Source organism: Halodesulfurarchaeum formicicum (assembly GCF_001886955.1).
Taxonomy (GTDB): domain Archaea; phylum Halobacteriota; class Halobacteria; order Halobacteriales; family Halobacteriaceae; genus Halodesulfurarchaeum; species Halodesulfurarchaeum formicicum.
Window position 1 is genome coordinate 192,320 of sequence record NZ_CP016804.1, and the last position, 14,973, is coordinate 207,292.

General features: G+C 57.6%; 13 protein-coding genes and 1 tRNA gene. 9 read left to right on the forward strand and 5 right to left on the reverse strand.

What is annotated here, in order from left to right; all coding sequences use genetic code 11:
- The first annotated feature begins 14 nt into the window (after positions 1-14).
- Together HSR6_RS00950 and HSR6_RS00955 are read left to right on the forward strand one after the other, a co-directional pair.
- Entirely contained in the window at positions 15-512 is a 498-nt protein-coding gene (locus HSR6_RS00950; RefSeq protein WP_070364173.1) for a DUF1850 domain-containing protein, read from the forward strand.
- A gap of 5 nt (positions 513-517) precedes the next feature.
- Complete coding sequence (locus tag HSR6_RS00955) at positions 518-3,226, forward strand: TRAP transporter permease (RefSeq protein ID WP_071932561.1); 2,709 nt, start codon at positions 518-520, stop codon at positions 3,224-3,226.
- Here the strand turns inward: HSR6_RS00955 and HSR6_RS00960 are convergent.
- Positions 3,223-3,966, reverse strand: coding sequence for a ribonuclease H-like domain-containing protein (locus tag HSR6_RS00960; protein WP_071932562.1), 744 nt, complete (start codon positions 3,964-3,966; stop codon positions 3,223-3,225). The genes HSR6_RS00955 and HSR6_RS00960 overlap by 4 nt on opposite strands.
- Positions 3,967-4,057: 91 nt before the next feature.
- Between HSR6_RS00960 and HSR6_RS00965 the strand changes: the two genes are divergently transcribed.
- Positions 4,058-4,133, forward strand: a tRNA-Cys gene (locus HSR6_RS00965).
- Positions 4,134-4,170: 37 nt separating this feature from the next.
- Here HSR6_RS00965 and HSR6_RS00970 read toward each other — a convergent pair.
- The gene (locus tag HSR6_RS00970; protein ID WP_070364186.1) at positions 4,171-4,863 is read right to left on the reverse strand and encodes an SDR family oxidoreductase; all 693 of its coding nucleotides are present in this window, start codon (positions 4,861-4,863) and stop codon (positions 4,171-4,173) included.
- Positions 4,864-4,908: 45 nt separating this feature from the next.
- Positions 4,909-6,033, reverse strand: a complete 1,125-nt coding sequence (locus tag HSR6_RS00975; RefSeq protein WP_071932563.1) for a hypothetical protein — start codon at positions 6,031-6,033, stop codon at positions 4,909-4,911.
- 80 nt (positions 6,034-6,113) lie between these two features.
- Here HSR6_RS00975 and HSR6_RS00980 point away from each other — a divergent pair, with 80 nt between their 5' ends.
- The gene (locus tag HSR6_RS00980; RefSeq protein ID WP_071932564.1) at positions 6,114-6,863 is read left to right on the forward strand and encodes an alpha/beta hydrolase; all 750 of its coding nucleotides are present in this window, start codon (positions 6,114-6,116) and stop codon (positions 6,861-6,863) included.
- Here the strand turns inward: HSR6_RS00980 and HSR6_RS00985 are convergent.
- Positions 6,860-7,069 carry a hypothetical protein gene (locus tag HSR6_RS00985; protein ID WP_070364188.1) on the reverse strand — a complete coding sequence of 70 codons (210 nt, stop codon included), beginning with the start codon at positions 7,067-7,069 and terminating at the stop codon, positions 6,860-6,862. The two genes, HSR6_RS00980 and HSR6_RS00985, sit on opposite strands and share 4 nt — an antisense overlap.
- Before the next feature lie 81 nt (positions 7,070-7,150).
- Positions 7,151-7,345 (reverse strand): DUF1059 domain-containing protein, encoded by a 195-nt coding sequence (locus tag HSR6_RS00990; protein ID WP_083258768.1) that lies wholly within the window; start codon positions 7,343-7,345, stop codon positions 7,151-7,153.
- A gap of 762 nt (positions 7,346-8,107) precedes the next feature.
- Here HSR6_RS00990 and HSR6_RS00995 point away from each other — a divergent pair.
- The 5 genes from HSR6_RS00995 to HSR6_RS01015 all read left to right on the forward strand — a co-directional run bounded on the left by HSR6_RS00995 (position 8,108) and on the right by HSR6_RS01015 (position 14,809).
- Positions 8,108-10,024: an archaea-specific SMC-related protein gene (locus HSR6_RS00995; RefSeq protein WP_148661790.1), complete on the forward strand. Its 1,917-nt coding sequence runs from the start codon at positions 8,108-8,110 to the stop codon at positions 10,022-10,024.
- Positions 10,021-10,575, forward strand: a complete 555-nt coding sequence (rdfA, locus tag HSR6_RS01000; RefSeq protein WP_070364190.1) for a rod-determining factor RdfA — start codon at positions 10,021-10,023, stop codon at positions 10,573-10,575. Before HSR6_RS00995 ends, rdfA begins: the two co-directional genes overlap by 4 nt.
- Positions 10,576-11,382: 807 nt before the next feature.
- On the forward strand, positions 11,383-12,192 hold the full coding sequence (locus tag HSR6_RS01005; protein WP_070364191.1) for an IclR family transcriptional regulator: 810 nt from the start codon (positions 11,383-11,385) through the stop codon (positions 12,190-12,192).
- Positions 12,193-12,256: 64 nt separating this feature from the next.
- Positions 12,257-13,771: an aldehyde dehydrogenase family protein gene (locus tag HSR6_RS01010; protein ID WP_083258769.1), complete on the forward strand. Its 1,515-nt coding sequence runs from the start codon at positions 12,257-12,259 to the stop codon at positions 13,769-13,771.
- 219 nt (positions 13,772-13,990) lie between these two features.
- Positions 13,991-14,809, forward strand: a complete 819-nt coding sequence (locus tag HSR6_RS01015) for a mycofactocin-coupled SDR family oxidoreductase (RefSeq protein ID WP_070364192.1) — start codon at positions 13,991-13,993, stop codon at positions 14,807-14,809.
- The last annotated feature ends 164 nt before the right edge of the window (positions 14,810-14,973 follow it).

Here is a 14,973-nt window from a genome sequence, read left to right on the forward strand (position 1 = left end):
ACGGCTTTCGCTGCATGAACCTGCCTGACTGGTCGGTCCGCCGATGGGTACTGGTCGCGATCGTCGTGTTCGCAGCGATCGGACTGGCCCTTGGAACGCCGGCGCAGAAAACCCTCGTCGTCGAACGAGTCGACTCTGGCGAGGTGATCATCGCGGACTCGGTTTCGAACGGAACGACTGTTGGCCTCGAATACATGCACAGCGTCGAGAAGACCCGGGTTTACGACGAGTATACCGTCCGAGGAATGTCACTTGCCAACACACGGATGGAGTTCGAATCCTACGGTTGGGGCCTCCCGGCGGGGGCGAACGTCACGCTGGAGGACGGCGTCTTCGTGTTCGAACCGGACAAATCCTACCAGTCGATCACCGTCAAGCCGGGCCGAATCGCGAATCACACGCTCACGGTCGGTGATCGGACGTACGATCTGGTCGAGCGGGCCGATGCGAATTCGGTGCATATTCGGGTAACCAGAACGACGCCCCTAACAAGACTCCTCGTGGGTCGGTGAGCCTGATGAGCGAACCCCAGACAACCGACGACGCGGAACCGGCGCCCGAGACTGACGAGCTCATCAACGAGCTCCAGCAAAAGCGATCTGTCACCGGGTGGCTCGGGTTCGTCGTCGCCGCGGTGGGGATCTCGTTTTCGATCTTCCAGGTCATGCTGGCCGCAAAGAGCTTCTATTGGGATCTCCCCCTGCCGATCATCGGCGAGGTACGCCTCGTCGGTCTCCAGTTGCTGCAGGCGAATGCGGTCCACGTGAGTTTCGCACTCGTCTTGACCTTCCTCCTGTATCCACCGAGCACCGGGGAGGGATTCGTCGCCCGGTGGCTCGGGCGGCTCGACTCGGGGATCCGAACCCGGATCGGGCCGGACAACCCGGTAGGCCGGGTGCAGGACGGGATCCGCCGCCTGCTCCACTGGGCGTTCTACGATCCCGACCAGAAGCGACTCACCCCCGCGGACGTCGTCCTCTCGATTTTGGCACTGCTGAGCGCGGTGTACTTCCTCGCGGAGTACAGTGAGATCCAGAACATGCGCGTGTTCGGGCTCGGAGCGGGGAGCCCCTACTACGAGGTGTTCCCGTTTCGCCTCCTCTTCGAGACGATTCCCGTTCTGGAATCGGTCGCACAAGCGCTGCCGGGCGCCGAGATATCATACGCCTTCGTCCTGGGCGCCATCGGAGTGCTGCTCGTTCTGGAGGCGACCCGGCGGACGATCGGGCTCCCGCTGATGCTCATCGTCGCAGCCTTCATTCTCTACGCTCGGTGGGGACACTTCATTCCTCAGGACGCCGCCTACGTCGGCATTCTCTCGATTCCCAACCTCTCCTGGGAGTCGATCATCCAGAACCTGTGGTACAATACCGAAAATGGGGTTTTCGGCATCCCGGTGACCGTCTCGGTGCAGTTCATCTACATCTTCATCCTCTTCGGTGCGTTCCTGGAGAAGAGCGGGGCCGGCCAGTGGTTCATCGATCTCGCGTACGCGGGGACGGGCACGCGGACCGGCGGGCCCGCGAAGGCCTCGATCCTCGCGAGTGGGTTCATGGGTACGATCTCCGGCTCCTCGATCGCCAACACGGTCACGACGGGCACGTTCACTATTCCGCTCATGAAGCGCTCGGGGTACGACCCCGAGTTCTCGGGCGCGGTCGAAGCGGCGGCGTCCTCGGGCGGCCAGATCCTTCCGCCAGTCATGGGTGCAGCCGCGTTCCTCATCGTCCAGTATACGGCCACGCCCTTCGCGGACGTCATCGTCGTGGCGACGATCCCCGCGATCGTGTTCTTCTTCGGCGTGTGGGTGATGGTCCACCTCGAAGCGGTCCGGGCCGGCGTCGGCGGCCTCGACAAGAGCGAACTCGTCAACGTGGGGGACCATCTTCGGCGGGGTTGGTTCTACCTCGTCCCACTCTTCTTGCTGCTCTATTATCTCATCATCGAGCGGCTTTCGGTCGCCCGGTCAGCCTGGTTCACCATCCTCGCGATCGGCGCGTTACTCGCCCTTGTCGCGGCGTACAACGACCAGACCCGGCTCTTGCTTCCGGCGACCGTCGCTGGGGTTGCCGCCATTCAATTCGTCTCGTTTGTCCTCTTCGGGACTGACCTGCTGGGACTTCTCATCACTGGCCCACTCGGGGGCGTGAGCCTGCAGGTGGCCGTCGGGCGGGTGATCGGCAACCTGGGCTGGTACACGATCATCGCGGGGTTCCTGGTGATGGCCACGCACCCGGGGATGCGCGCTCCGCTGCTGTCCCTGGACCCCGACGTGGGTTCGGCGGCCCGAACGGTGTCGAATGCGGTCCGTCGCCCATCGCTCGCCGACAATCAGCTGTTCCGATACATCGCCTACACCGGGAACGCCATGGACTCGGGCGCCCGCACGGCGGTGCCGGTGGTCATCGCGGTCGCCGCAGCCGGGATCATCCCGGGGGTGATCAGCGTCTCCGGGCTCGGGCCGAACCTGGTCTCGCTCATTACTCAGTTGGCCGCGGGCTCGCTCGTGCTCATGCTGCTCATGACCGCTGTCGCGTCGATCATCCTCGGGATGGGGATGCCGACGACGGTCACGTACATCATTTTGGTCTCGCTTCTGGGGCCAGCCCTCGTCGAGTTCGGCATTGCCGAGCTGGCCGCTCACCTGTTCATCCTCTACTTCGGCGTGATCGCCGACATCACGCCTCCCGTCGCAGTCGCGGCCTACGCCGCCTCGGGCGTGGCCCAGTCTGATGCCTTCGAAACCGGTGTGAAGGCCTTCTCCCTCTCGCTCAACAAGGCCGTCGTGCCCTTTGCCTTCATCCTCTCGCCGGGGATCTTGCTCCTGCGAACCGGGGTCGAGGTGCCGGACTCGGATAAGACCTACCGGGTGCTCAACAGTGCCGACCTTCTCGATCTCACCTACTCGATTCCCGAGGTGCTCGTGCCGGTTCTCGGGCTCTTCCTGGGCGTGATCGCACTCGGGGCGACGGTCATCGGCCACCTCTACGCGCCGGTCTCGCGACTCAAGCGGGCGGGGTTTGCACTCAGTTCCCTCCTCTTGATGGCTCCTGGACTCCTCGTGACGGCGATTTCGGATGCCATCACGACTGTCGGGATGGCACCGATTCCGGTTACCACGTCCATTGATCTCGGCCTTCGGGCGATCGGACTGCTGCTGTTTGTGGTCCTCCTCGTTCAGAATCGCCGCGTTGACTGGAGCCTGGAGCAGGAACCGACGGCCTAGACCGACTCGGGCCAGACGTCTTCGTCGAGTCGGGTGACGACGATCTCCAAAAGCGTCTGGAGGTTGACCGTGTCCGCGCGGTTGTATTCACAGAGTGTTTCGAGTGCAGCTTGGTCTCCACGTTCGTACTCCCGCCAGAGTCGAATCGCGTCCCGGCCCGAGATGTCGGGGCGGTCACGTTCGATGCCAACTGTCCGTTCGATCTCTTTGAGCCCGCCGCTCAGTCCCAGTCGCTGGCTCAGGAATCGGAGGTCGAGGTGCGGGACATCGACGGCGATGTCGAAGGCCGTCTCGAGAAATGGCACGTCGAACTGCGCGCCGTTGAACGTACTCAAGAGTGCGGCGTCTTCGAGATGTGACTGAAGCCGCTCGGCGGTAAGATCCCGGCCACGGACGAGCGTCGTCGTCTCCCCGCCCTGGTGAAGCGAGACTGTGGTCACGACGTTTCGCCGTTTGTCCAGCCCGGTGGTCTCGATGTCCAGGAACAGCGTCTCCTCACGGAAATTCTCGTAGAGCCGCCACTGTGCCGAGTCGGGGAACTGTTCGGCAAAGAAGGTGGCCTCACCGGCTTCGAGCCGCGGTTCGGCCCGGGCGATGAAGTCCTCGACGCGGGCCCCGGTCTTCTCGCCCAGCAAGTCGGGGTCGAAGCGATCCCAGTGGGTCGCTCCCTCGGCCCAGAGCGAGCGCTCGGTCTTCTCCCCGACCCCCCGAACCGGAATGTAACTCTGCTCGATTCGCACGCCCGTAGCTACACCTGAGGAGATGAAAAGCTTCGCGGGTCCGGATTCGGACCGCAATGATTAACCCCTCCAATCGAGTAGCATCGACTGCGCCAAGGTGGCAGAGTCCGGCCTAACGCAGCGGCCTGCAGAGCCGCCCATCGCCGGTTCAAATCCGGCCCTTGGCTTCCTTAGTTTAAATCCAAGACTGCTCTCGATGGGTTTTCACTCCTTCTCGCCCCGGGTCGCCCGCAGCCACGCCTTGATGCCGACGACCTGCCCGTCGATGGTCTCGGCGGGTGCCTCACGCGCCGCCCAGACGTACATCGGGGCCACGTCCGCGGGCAGCCGCCCGAAGTCCTTGCCCGTGAGCTCGGTCTGCACCTGTCCCGGATCGACGATTCCGACTACTTGATCGAGATCCGCGGCGAACCCCCGCGCGATGGCCTCCGCGGCGGCCTTCGAGACGGCGTACGAGCCGGTTCCCGGAGTCGCCACCCGGGCAGGTTTTCCCGATGGAACGAGCACCCGCGCGTCCGCGGCCAGGTGGGGAACGGCCTCGCGAATCGTGGCGAACACGCCTCTGGCGTTCGTCGCCATGTGGTCGTCGTACCGTTCGTAGGACTCGGCCGGGAGCGGGGTCGCCCCCGACGGCCCGTGATAGACCCCCGCACTCGGGACGAGCACGTCGATTTCGCCCAGCCTGTCGGCGGCGACTGCCAGCAGGTTGCTGACCGAATCCTCGTCGCGCACGTCGACTGCGACGGCCTCGGCATCGAGCCCGTCGGCGACGTCCTCGACGGCCGATTTCTCGCGAGCCCCGAGAATTAGCTGGCCGCCAGCCCCCGCGAACGCTTCGGCGACGGCGGCACCGATGCCCCGACTTGCACCCGTGAGTACCGCGGTGAATTCGCTCATGGGCTAGCTACCGCGGAAAACCCCTTGAGCACTCGCCTTCCGGCACTACCGGAACGTGGCCCACTCGAAGACTCGTCGGATCGCGATCGCTCCGACGAGTCCGGTGACGGGGACGACCCAGCCACTCTCCAGGGAATCAGGAAAGCTCCAGTTCGACGCGGCCGGTTGCCCGTCACCGCTCTCACCGGACGCTGCCGGTGGGTGGCCCGCCGCCTGGCCGTCTGTTACCCCATCGCCGTCGGTGTCCGCCGTGAGCGGATCGGTTCCGAACCGTTCCAGTTCCCAGCCGTCGGGGAGCCCGTCCCCGTCGGTGTCCGGATCGGTCGGGTCGGTCCCGAGTTCGAGTTCCTGGGCGTCTTTCAGCCCGTCGTCGTCCGTGTCTGGCTCGGTCGGGTCGGTACCCAGATCGAGTTCGCGGCGATCGTCGAGACCGTCGCCGTCCGTGTCAGCCAGCGCGGGGTCCGTCGGCAGCTCCTCGATCTCCCGGCGGTCGTCCAACCCGTCGCCGTCCGTGTCTACCTCTGTCGGATCGCTCCCGACCCGGAGCTCGCGGGCGTCGTCGATCCCGTCCCCGTCAGTGTCTTTCTGGGTCGGGTCGGTACCAAATTTGGTCACCTCGGGCCCGTCTTCGAGGCCGTCCTCGTCAGTGTCGGGATCGCGGAAGTCAGTGGGGCCGCCGATCTCCTGGCTGTTCTGCAGTCCATCTCCGTCCCGATCGCTCGTCTTTCGCAGCACGGTGACTGTGACTTCGCTGCTATCGATCAGGGCCCCGGTCGCGTCGTAAAAGCCCACGACGACCGAGTCGGGGCCCGGCTCGTCGAGCGCGTCGTCGGGGAGGGTTAGCGTGAGGGACTGCTCGTCGACCTCCCGAAGGACGATCGATTTGCTGGCGAGTGCCTCGTCACCGGGGCCGACGTGTTCGTCCCGCGTTTCGGTTACTCGAACGGAATAGTGGCGATAGTCCCGCTCGTCTTCGAAGACAGGGGTCGCGACGGTCGTCGTGACGTCGGGGGCTTCCCCGGCCCAGACGTACTGGGTCCCGTCGACGGTCGTGGCCGCGGCCGGGCCAGTGACTGCCGTCTCGAGGACTCCAGCGTCGACCGCGCCCGCCCCTCCGCTCAGCGCAATCGCGAGTGCGAGCAGCAGGACAACGGCACGCGGGGGATTCATAGTGGTTCGTTTTCGGCCGGGCTACTTCAATGTGCCCGCGTCCGGGGTAGGGTTTTGGCGACCGGCGTCGAAGTACCGCTATGCGCCGCGACCGCGTGGACTGGGAACGACTCGGCGTCTGGGTGATCGGCCTGGTCGTCGTTGCCGCTGCGCTCCTGGTTGGCTTCGCCGGAACGCCGTACACGGCCCCGCCGGGAGCCATCGAGGCAACAGCAGCCAACCCCGCGATCGACGTGACTTCGTTCCATGGTGGCTACGCTATCACCCCCGTCGACACTGCACCCGATGCTGCGCTGGTCTTCTACCCCGGTGCCCGCGTGGATCCGAGTGCCTACGTGCCTGTCATGGGCCCGGTCGTGGCCGAAAGTGATGTCGCCGTGCTCGTTCCCCGGCCGCGATTGAACCTGGCGGTCCTCGAACCGAATATGGCAGAGTCGGTCCGGGCGGCCACCCCCCAGATCGAGCAGTGGTACGTCGGCGGCCACTCGTTGGGCGGTGCGATGGCCTGTCGTGTCGCTGCGTCGAACCCCGAGTGGGTCGAGGGTGTGGTCCTCTTCGGTTCGTACTGTGACCGCTCGATAGCGGACACGGATCTCTCCGTGCTCTCGGTTGGCGGGACTCGGGATACCGTACTTGGGACTGATCGGTCGGCGCTTCGCCCGGAGCGACTTCCGGAAAACGCCACGATCTATCGGATCGAGGGGCTCAATCACACGCAGTTCGGGAGCTACGCGGGCCAGCCGGGAGACAGTCCGGCGACGATTTCACGGGAAACTGCACACGAGCGTCTGCAGTCGGCCCTCGTCGAATTCTTCGTGGCGAGGGGCTAGTCGAGCAGCCCCATCTCCTCGGCGAGCAGGTCCTGGAGCCGGGACTTCACGGCGGGATCGATCTCTGCGACCGGCTCCCCGTCGTGCTGGCGCTCGTTGTGCGCCTCGATCGTCGCCTCGACCTCGTCGAAGGGGACGCTGGTCTCGGTCCCACAGGCTTCACAGGTGATCGTGAGTGCCGGCAGGTCCTCGTCCGTGTCTGTCATACCTTCGTCTACACGGACCAGGGCCTAATGAGAACCGGTTGCCACGAAAAATCTGGCTGGGACCCAGCCGGGGGATTCCTTCTAGACCGTCTCGATCTCGGCTTTGACAGCGCCGACTGTCTCCTCGTCGAGTGTGAGGTCGGGATGGGCCTCCTGTACGTGGGCTTCGACCTCGCTCAGTACTTCCTCTTCCGTTTCGCCTTCACAGACACCGTGACAGCCGTCGACGATGCACTCGACCTGTTGTGACATTGCAAGCGAGACAATGAGGGACATGGGGTTAGGGAGACGGCCCACGTGATTTGGTATGAGAGAGCGGGTTTTTCCAGACGGATCTTTCAAATCGGTTCGGCAGTATCTATCTCAGGTTCGTTTCTGCAAGTAATGTTGAACTGTGCGTTGAATTAGCGGGAGAGGGTTATTTCAGTGGTGGTCCGTTATGTATGCAAAATGAAATATAACTGTAAAATATTACTTCGTAAATTGGTACGTTCGATGTTCTATGATGAGGAGGGCCGTTTTGATGGAAGGCGGAAAAAAGCAAGAACGACACTCGGAAACTCGGCTAAAACCCGTTAAACGGGTAAAGAATGCCGTTTTTGCATAGGAAAACAATGACTTAAACAAACTTTGAAATACAATGTAGAAAAACAAAATACTATGGGGGTTATTGCTCTATTATAATTAAAAACCAAATTTTTAGACAAATAAAACCTTACCTTTAAATTTATATTCGAGAATTATTAACAATCGAAACCGAACGAAGTGGTTTCGGGTCGGCCGGGTTGCGGTCTCTTTTTGCCCTGTACTTTATTAATAGAATTTATAGGTATTTGATTAACTATAAATTTATTGTAAACAAATTCTGGTCGTCTTTCCTACCGGTTAGCAAATTTTGGTTTGGCGTCTTGCGTGGGGGGTAAGTTTTTTCACTACAAATTTGAAAGGTCCACTCTGTTTTTTGTGGCCCGACCCGTCGTTAGCGTATGAATCCTGTTTTGGGAAAATCTTAGTATCCACAGCACAGATATCTCACGTATGGGTAATTCAAGTCGTGGCTCTATCCAGATCGAAATAGAAAATCTCGGTGGGATAAATTCACTAACCACCGCAATTCCTCCCGGAATCAATATTTTGTCGGGGAAAAACGCAACAAATCGGACGTCGTTTCTTCGGTCGGTAGCTGCCGCATTGGGAGCTGATCAATCAGCAGGCACTCTCAAAACGGATTCTACTGAAGGATATGTATCGCTGTCGTTTGATGGTGAATCTGTGAGCCGTAACTATGAACGAACCAATGGGTCAGTGATTCGAACGGGTGATCCGCTTACTGACAAATCAGAGTTGGTCGATAATTACGTGTCGCTGTTCTCGACAAACCCTGCTCGGACTGCTATTCGAAGCGGGGGCACCGGCTTGAGAGATATTCTGATGAGCGGGGTGGATACTGCTGAAATCAAATCGGAAATACAGTCCCTCAAACAGCGTCGAACTTCACTCCAATCGCAACTTGATGAGATTGAACGTGCACAGGCCCAATTGCCCGCGAAAGAAAGCCGTCAACAAAGCCTCGAGTCTGAGTTACATGAAATAGAGCAAACAATCGAGGAGGTTGAACAAAATATCGAGGAGTACAAAGCGACAGCCGATGAGATTGATGCGGCTGAAGAAGTCCTCGACGCGCTTGAAGATCGTCGTGAAGATTTGCGGCGTGTTGAAAATAGAATCGAGGCCACGGAACAAAATCTATCGCAACTAAAACAAGAGCGGCAATCGATCGAGGCAGACCTTGAGGAAATTACAGTTTCCGACAAACGGCGTTCCGAATTACAAACCAAGCGGGAAGCCTTGGATTCTGAAATCAGCGAATTGCAGAGCACGGTAACTGATCTGAGCGACATTATATCGCACAATCGATCAGTTCTCGAGGATGATGAAGTGGTTCATTCGTTTGAAACGGACGAGACGGTGGTAAGCCAGATCGATCCAAGCGGGTCGACGGTGGAGTGTTGGACATGTGGGAGTGAAGTTGAACGCTCGACGATCGAATCTCGAATGGAAACGCTGGAAGACATACGAAAACAAACACATCAGCAATTACAGAAGCGCCGGCAGGAGCTCGAGTCGGTTACGTCGGAGCTATCTTCAATTAAAGAAAATGAAAGGGAACGCTATCAGCTTGAAGACGAACTCCGGGACACCAACTCCGCTATTGACGCCGAAACGGAATCACTCGCCGACCTAAATGCCCGTGCTGAAAACCTCCGAGAGGAGGTTGAGGACCTGCAGGAGCAAGTGGCAAACACGGAAGAACTTCGGGAAAGTGAGCTTCCTGATGCGTACCAGCGCCTGAACCAATTACAACACGAGAGGGGACAGAAAGAGGCACAGCTAGAGCAAGTCGAAGAAACAATCGAGGATCTCGAGGCGACGATTGCGGACAAGGATGACGTAGAAAGGCAATTGCGCCAGGTAAAAAAGGATCTAGACGAGACACGAGGTCAGATCAAACAAATCGAACAGAACCTTGTCGATCAGTTCAATGGGCAAATGGAAGATCTGATTGACATTTTAGGATATGAAAATATATCACGTGTCTGGCTGGAGCGTATCGTGGAGAACGGGCCAGAAGCGGCTGAATTCGCGATTCACGTGGTCCGTGAAGCTGAAGATGGCTCCGTATATGAAGACTCACTTTCGACACTATCTGAGTCTGAACGGGAAATCATCGGAATCATGATCTCGGTCTCTGGATATTTTGTTCATGGGCTCGATAAGGAGATCCCGCTGATGTTATTTGACTCTGTAGAGGTGATTGACGCAACTCGATTAGAAGCCTTGCTGGAGTACATCAGTGAGTATGCCCCATACCTTATTGTGGCTCTCCTTCCAGAAGAGGCAGCTGCGATCGAGAAACGAACGATCACCGCCCCTTCCTTTGAAGTTCAGTCATGAGCAAACTCAAGATCCAGCGACTGAAAGAGGAATACGATCTTGAGGGGCTTGATGACGAGCTAAAACACCAATATGTAACCGAAAACAAGGCGCTTCGGGATCTAGCGGCGTACGTGAATATAGAGATCGCCCGCCAATTCTTTCAGGACAAACCATTTTCACCCGACCACGTTTATCGGGTATTTAACGAGCCCGATGAATTTTCCAAACGAACCGAGACTGAACTCCGGAAACGATTAAGCGAGGAAGGCATCGACATTGAGGAATTACGGAAAGACTGGGTCGAACATATGACTGTTCGATCGTATTTGAATCGAGTCCTCAATATAGACACCTCCCGACAGCGGCAATCACGGACCCATGACGAAGTGCTCACTGACATCCGCGGAGTTCTAAACCGGGAAGAATCGATAATTGCTGAGATCCTCGAGACCGTTGATGATTTTGATGGCGAAAAATGGGATATCCATACGGATCTTCGTCTGATAAACGACGAAACGGGGGAATCCATACGGATTGAGGAGTACTTTCGCGAATTGGACGCGTCTTGATAGCGGCGCTGTCGGTAATTCAGGGGTACCAATTTTGAGTGGGGGGTCTCCTTTCGGGTGTCCGAAGGGCTCGGAAGGGCCTATTTTGTCCAACCTTAGATTGGATAAAATGTTCTGGTCCCGGTCACCAAACTCTATCCAAACTAAGCTTGGATAGATTTGGCCTTCGAGTTTTACGATGACCTCGTTAGTCGGCGGTTGGCATTGCGAGAGTCGATGCCGATTCGATTTTTGCGAACGGTGTGTGCGACACCAACACCCAACATGAGGGTTGGTATAAAGCACCACGCTAATTCCACAATCTAGCTTCCAAATAGCGGGTTCCTGGATTACCGTTTGTTCCGTCCTTGGGAACCTCCCGCTTATAAGCGAGGACCAGGCCAAGCGTGATGTGATAATTAGCCCCCATTAATCTCACGAATAAAAATTATAGCTCCGAAAAACTAAAAAACTGTAATTTGACCCGCCTGGGGGAACCAACACTGGTCAGTGTCGGCCAATAGTGACAAATCCGCTTTCAGGCGTTCATTCAGTCCAACAGACGCTATTGTGGATACTAGAGCAGGTTTCCCACCCGCTTCTGTCTGCAAATAACTTAAAAGTTCGATTTTTAGGAACACAAACGGGTTGAGTTTTTGCGACCCGATTCATGCTGCTAGCCATCACGTCGTTTTCGAATCGACCTTGCACATAGACCCGAAATCAACCCCCTACTCGGAATTTCTCCGTCTAGAAACCCTGTCGGTCTTGGATCTGGAGGTTTACGGATGCCGAACATTTTTACCAATGCTTGGAGTTAGATACACTATGACCGATGGTTCAGAGTATAACCGGGTCAAGACGACTCAATTATCTATTCGGATTCTCGAGACGATCAAGGAGTTAGATGGGGCACGGCTTTCCGAGATTGTTTCGTCCTTAGATATTGCAAAGAGCACCGCTCACAAGCATCTTCATACCATGGAGGAAGCCGGCTATCTGATCAAAGAGGGCGGAACATACCAGATCGGTCTGAAATTCTTAAATCTCGGCGAGTACGCTAGGGAGCGGTGGCCTGGGTTCGAGCATATCAAAAACGCAGTTGGGGAACTCACTGAACGGACGGATGAGGAATGTGATTTTGTCGTCGAGGACCACGGGCGTGTGACGACAATCGAGGAGTCCTACCACAAATGGGTGAAATACGAGGAGCCATCGGACGGGCCCCCGTCGAAAGAGTATCGTGCGAGGATCGGCTCGTACTATTATATTCACGCTACAGCGTCTGGTTTGGCTATCTTGGCCGAATATCCAACTGAACGCGTCAATGAGATCATCAATAAATGGGGCCTTCCAGCAAAGACAGAGTACACGATCACTTCCCAATCTGCCCTGTTTGAGGAATTAGAGCAGGTAGCAAAGCGAGGGTATTCTGTGGACGACCAGGGGTATGCAGAGGGCATGCGCAGTATCGGTAAAGCAGTTCACGGTCCCGATGGGCGAGTGTTGGGGGCGCTCAGTGTCTCCGGCCCCGCTTACCGAGTTGATGGGGTGGTTCTGCAGGAAAAGATACCGAACGAACTGATCGCTGTGGTGGATTCCTTGGAGCAGACATTGGCGGAGGAAGCACCACTCTAGTGGTTACCGTGCTTCTGTTTTCCACACACAAAGATTAAGGACAACCTGGTTAGAACATAATCCCATGGAACCCAGTGATATGGGCGACTCCGTTAGAGAGAGGCATGCCAACGCACAGGAGTGGGCAACTGAGGTCAGCTCATTTAATGCGTGGGTAGGCGGATCACACGTTGAGACTGACGACTCTATCGAAACTCGGGACCCGGTGACGAACGAGTCCATCGTGGAAGTCCCGCTCTTCGATTCTGACACCGTCGACGACACCGTCGCCGAGGCTTGGGACGCATATGACGAGGAGTGGTCGAATACCAATCCCGCCGACCGCTCCGAGATGTTGTTTGACTGGATCGACGTTCTAACGGACCATATTGAGGAGCTATCCCTTCTCGAGTCACTCGACACTGGCAAACCGATCGGTGATGCCCGGGGCGAGGTTCTGGGTGCGATAGATACTCTCGAATATTATGCATCGTTGGCTCGCACGCAGAGTGGAAAACAGGTGCCGGCCCGTAACGACGTGCACACCTACACCCGAAGTGAACCGTATGGCGTGGTTGGTCAGATCACGCCATGGAACTTCCCAATGTGGGCTGCTGCCTGGAAACTTGGCCCAGCCCTCGCCGCTGGCAACACGTCGGTCCTGAAGCCTTCTGCCACCACCCCGTTGACTACGGTCCGAATGGCTGAGCTATCAGCAGGCGTGATACCCGACGGGGTGATTAACGTCGTTACTGGGACCGGCTCGGTAACCGGTGGAGCAGTGACCGAGCACGAGGACATCCGAAAGGTCTCCTTTACCGGGAGTACTGGGGTTGGAAAGGGAATCATGGAGGCTGCTGCAGGCCACTTTGCTCCAGTTACGCTGGAACTTGGTGGGAAGTCGCCGTTCCTGGTCTTCCCCGATGCGGATCTCGACAAGGTTGTCGACGCCGTCGCATCCGGAATCTTCTATAGCACTGGCGAAATCTGTGATGCCTTTTCACGCGCCCTCGTTCACGAAGATATCGTCGATGAATTCACGGAACGGTTTGTGGAGAAGGCCGAATCTTACCAGCTTGGTGACCCGCTTTTGGAGGAGACTACCATGGGTCCCCTAACTTCCAAGGAGCAGTTTGAGACTGTGACATCGTACATAGATATCGGATCGTCCGAGGGAGCAAATCTCCTCACGGGTGGTGGCACACCCGATGCCGATGAGATCAGTGGCGGGTGGTATGTTGAACCAACTGTCTATGGGGACGTAGACAATGAGATGCGTATTGCCCAGGAGGAGATCTTCGGCCCCGTCCAGACGATTCAAACGTTCAATAGTTATGAAGAAGCGATTGAACTTGCCAATGACACCCGGTATGGGCTTGCAGCAGGGGTAGGGACTGAATCGACTGACATCGCACACAATGCGGCAGCTGACCTCGAAGCAGGACTAATCTATGTCAACGAGTACGGTCCCATACTCCCTGATGCTCCCTATGGCGGGTTCAAGGATTCCGGCATTGGGCGGGACCTAGGCGAAGAAGCACTTGATCACTACCAGCAGACCAAGTCCGTGTACGTTAATTTGGGAGACCCCGATCTATAGTCCCGAACGTGGATGCACTGCTCAGAGTAGAGGGACCGGGACGTTTGCACCGCTTGGCCGGGCGCTGTTTTTGATTTACTACGGGCTATGCCATCTCCGATTTGTGAGGGTTAAATTTATGCATAGTAAGGTTCTCGAATGGAATGAAGGTAACAGGGGACATCCCGCGGTGAGACACTATCTCCCGCCCATCGAGAGATGGTGTTACCATAACAGCCCATGGTAGAATACGATTTCAACGGCCAGGTCGCGTTCGTCACCGGCGCGGCTCGTGGTCAAGGACGATCGCATGCAGTAGCGTACGCAGAAAACGGGGCCGACGTCGTCGTCACCGACATTTGTGAGGACGTGGAGACCTCTGATTACCCGCTTTCATCCCGCGAAGATCTGGAAAAAACCGCTGAGTTGGTCGAGGAAGAGGGCCAGGAAGCGTTGGTGATCGAGATGGACGTCCGCGACGACGCGGAGGTTCAGGCTGCCGTTGAGAAAGCTGTTGACCACTTTGGTCACATCGATATTCTGGCGAACAACGCCGGCATCTGGAACCTCGACTTCCTCCACGAGATGAGTGAGGAGAAATGGGACGAGATGATCGACATCGACCTGAAGGGTGTGTGGCTGCCGAGTAAATATGTGGCCCAGCACATGGTCGAACGTGGCGAAGGTGGCAAGATCGTCAGTACGGCGTCGACCGCTGGCCACGGTGCGAGCTATCGCGGTGGACATTACACGGCTGCAAAGCATGGCGTCGTCGGCCTGACTCGCTCATTGGCCATCGAACTGGGTGAATACGGCATCAATGTGAACTGTGTTTCACCCACCGGCATCGATTCCCCGATGACCCGGATGCTTATCGAGGAACACGGCCAGGACTCCATTGATGAACTCGAAGAGTACACTGGCAAATGGAACGTTATGGACGAAGGGCCGGTCGAACCGCGAGACGTCAGTGAGGCGTATCTGTGGCTCTCGAGTGACGCGGCACGCTACGTAACCGGTAGCGCGCTTCCCGTGGACGCTGGGTTGATGGCAAAGTGATTTCTGCCTAAGTCGACCGAACGCACCCGAACACCCATCCGTCGGTTTCCGAGTTCGTCCGCTCTGGTTGCGGTGAACGAGCCTTTCTACAACCCCTCAATCCCATCCTCTTGTCCAGGGCTGGGCGAAAGCCCTGGCGTATCCGTGAGACGCACAAGCCGACG

Coding starts and splice junctions, on each gene's coding strand:
- HSR6_RS00950 (WP_070364173.1), top strand. CDS start 15: ATGAACCTGCCTGACTGGTCGGTCCGCCGATGGGTACTGGTCGCGATC.
- HSR6_RS00955 (WP_071932561.1), top strand. CDS start 518: ATGAGCGAACCCCAGACAACCGACGACGCGGAACCGGCGCCCGAGACT.
- HSR6_RS00970 (WP_070364186.1), bottom strand. CDS start 4,863: ATGAGCGAATTCACCGCGGTACTCACGGGTGCAAGTCGGGGCATCGGT.
- HSR6_RS00975 (WP_071932563.1), bottom strand. CDS start 6,033: ATGAATCCCCCGCGTGCCGTTGTCCTGCTGCTCGCACTCGCGATTGCG.
- HSR6_RS00980 (WP_071932564.1), top strand. CDS start 6,114: ATGCGCCGCGACCGCGTGGACTGGGAACGACTCGGCGTCTGGGTGATC.
- HSR6_RS00985 (WP_070364188.1), bottom strand. CDS start 7,069: ATGACAGACACGGACGAGGACCTGCCGGCACTCACGATCACCTGTGAA.
- HSR6_RS00990 (WP_083258768.1), bottom strand. CDS start 7,345: ATGTCCCTCATTGTCTCGCTTGCAATGTCACAACAGGTCGAGTGCATC.
- HSR6_RS00995 (WP_148661790.1), top strand. CDS start 8,108: ATGGGTAATTCAAGTCGTGGCTCTATCCAGATCGAAATAGAAAATCTC.
- rdfA (WP_070364190.1), top strand. CDS start 10,021: ATGAGCAAACTCAAGATCCAGCGACTGAAAGAGGAATACGATCTTGAG.
- HSR6_RS01005 (WP_070364191.1), top strand. CDS start 11,383: ATGACCGATGGTTCAGAGTATAACCGGGTCAAGACGACTCAATTATCT.
- HSR6_RS01010 (WP_083258769.1), top strand. CDS start 12,257: ATGGAACCCAGTGATATGGGCGACTCCGTTAGAGAGAGGCATGCCAAC.
- HSR6_RS01015 (WP_070364192.1), top strand. CDS start 13,991: ATGGTAGAATACGATTTCAACGGCCAGGTCGCGTTCGTCACCGGCGCG.